The sequence below is a fragment of the Cytophagia bacterium CHB2 genome, assembly GCA_030263535.1.
Lineage (GTDB): Bacteria > Zhuqueibacterota > Zhuqueibacteria > Zhuqueibacterales > Zhuqueibacteraceae > Coneutiohabitans.
On sequence record SZPB01000565.1, the window covers coordinates 1 to 2,730 of the forward strand.

The 2,730-nt window shown below is 53.8% G+C and carries 1 protein-coding gene; it reads right to left on the reverse strand.

Going from position 1 to position 2,730, the window contains the following annotated elements; translation table 11 throughout:
* On the reverse strand, window positions 1–2,673 hold a 2,673-nt coding region (locus tag FBQ85_28950), incomplete at its 3' end, for a VCBS repeat-containing protein (protein ID MDL1879163.1).
* Window positions 2,674–2,730 lie beyond the last annotated feature (57 nt).

Genomic DNA, 2,730 nt, shown 5'->3' on the forward strand with positions numbered 1-2,730 from the left:
GCTTTGGGCAAACCGGAGCATGAGACATGCCCAAAAGCTCACGCCATAAACTGCGGCAAGCCGGGGGCGATCATGCACTGCGACGCCCAAAAATATTTTGCCGAAAAACAGCAATGCCAGAAAGAGCAGCGCTCCGAGCAGCAACACCAGATAACGTTCGCGGCTGCGATACCCCAAAAACAAATCCGCCAATGCGCGCCGCGCTTTCATGATGCTGCCGGCCCAACCCTCGACTTCTACAACGACGCGGCGCTCGCCGCTGCGCAAGCCGTATATATCATGTACAATGCCCGACGGAAATATAACTTTTGCTTGATAAGAGTGCATCGGGCTGACGGTGAAATGCGCAATTTTTTCCGGGCTGCAGCCATAACCATTCGCGGACTCAATCAAACGCATGCCCACCAATTTGCTTGAAGCGCGCAGGGAGTCGCTTTCATAAAGCAAAACTTTGGCGCCGACCGCAGAACGATTGCTGAGAATTCCCTGAGGGATAATCTGGAGGCTCGCGCCGGAACGGAGAATATCGTTGCGGTAGGTGACCAGATTCACGTCGTAATTACTCACAATGAGATCGAAATCGCCGTCAGCATCGACATCCGTAGCCAGCGTGCCGGTGCTGTAACCGCCCAAGCGCCTGCTGCCTTCCATCAAGTTCGCCGCGCCTCTGAAATTGCCGAGATACTTGCTGCACTCGATAAAGCCGCCCTTGCCGTCGTTCTTGTAAAGCCGGTTCGCGCCGATATTCGACACGAACAAGTCGAGATGGCCGTCAAGATCAAAATCAAAAAACACGGCGCCCATGCTTTGATCGTTGTCTGCCAAACCCGCCGGCCGCGTCACGTCGCGAAAACGGCCGGCTCCGTCATTTTGCAAAAGCGCATTGCTCTCCACAAGATTACAGACGAAAATATCGATATCCCCGTCATTGTCATAATCCGCCAGCGCCGCGCCTTGAGATTGTTTTGACTCCGGCGAGCAAGCCGCGCCGCTTTCGCCGGTTACGTCATGAAAGCGCGGCAAACCATCGGCCGACTGCGAACCCAAATTGCGATAGAGCAGATTGCCGCGATTGGCGCAGGTGACGTAAATGTCTTCCCAGCCGTCGCTATCGAAATCTGCAACATAGGCGCCGATGCCGCCGCCCTCGGTGATCAAATTCGCCTCGCGCGTGACTTCGGTAAAGCGGCCGCGGCCATCATTGATGAAGAACGCGTTGCTGCGATATTGGCAGGCGATGAACAAATCGAGATCGCCGTCGTGATCCGCATCGAATAAATTTGCCAGCATCGGCCGCTGCCGGACATCGCCCCATTTTTTCAAGCCGGAATAAGCGGTTGCCTCGAAGTAATAATCATGTCCGCTGTCAAAATAAACAGCGGGGTAGCCGTACATGCTGGTGACGATAATATCCTCGCGGCCGTCGCCGTTCAAATCGCCCGTGGTGATACCATGATCATAGTTGGCAAACGTGTGGCCGTGCTCCGAAAAGCGATCGGCGTAGGCAGCCGAGCCGGCCAAATTCAAGCCCGGGGCAAAATCAAAAAAGCGCTTCTCAAAATTTTTCTGATCTTGAAAAAAATCATACACCACATTACGATTTTCCGTGGCAATGCAATATACGCGTTTTGATTTGGCGGATTTATCCGGCAAGAGTGCAAGCCCGTAGACCCGTGAGAGAGGCGCGACTTCGGCCGCAAACGTCTGTTCGGATATCGGTTTGGTAAAAGCAGTAGCCGGGCGCGGACGCGGCATGAGAATCATGCCCTCGGAGCCCAAAATCCAGGAGAAGCTTTTGGAGAACAGCCGCACTTCGGATAACTGCACCGGCGCCTGCACGATCGGCGTGAACGCGGTGTCTTGAAAGGCATAAATCGTCGAGAGATCGACGCCGTAACCGAAGTCCGGCAAAAACTGTATGCTTTTCATCGGCACCTGCCAGGCCTCCAGGTTGTCGAAACGCATGCGCGCGGCAGAAAGGTTATAATTCCCCAACAACAGGCGCTTTGAAGGAGTAAAAGCCATGACCGCAAAATCGGTGGCAAAATTCGAGGATACCATTTGCCACTCCCCTTGTGCGCGTTTGAGCAAAGCAGCCTGGCCCGGCGCTTCGCATGCGGCGTAAAGGAGGCCGTCCGGCGAGAGTTCAAAGCGATTGACATGAATGAACGTGGGGATTTTTTCCTTTTCCCATTGACCGCGGTGGTAATGCCATAGTTCGCCATAGCTGCCGGCCAGCCAGCCTTCCTCAGGCGAGACAAAATAAAGATCGCGTATGTTTGAGACGTTGCGCGAGAACGCCGGCGACCAGTTTTGGCCGTCCCAACGATACAAAACTTCCTTAAAGATTTCCGGAACAGCGAAGACCGCCCAGATATCATCCGAAGCAACTGCGAAATACTTCACGGGCGCATTCGGTTCCGGCAGCGGCAAGCGCCGCCAGGGTTGTGGACGCGAATCATCATACTCATAAAAATGGCCTGAGGAACCAATCATGTAGCCCAAGCCTTCACGCACGAGTTGACTGTATTGAAATTGTTCGCCACTGGGGGGTTCGACTTGCGACCAATAGAGGCCATTGAGGGAATCATAAAATGCGAATTGCGCGGAGAGCATCGCCGGCCAACAAAACGTTAGCTCGCGCTTAAAAAATATGCTGTCGATGATTGGCAAAAGTTCTAACAAGTCTTAACGATCAAAAGCACACTACGACGCGTCCTGCTCGCGCCT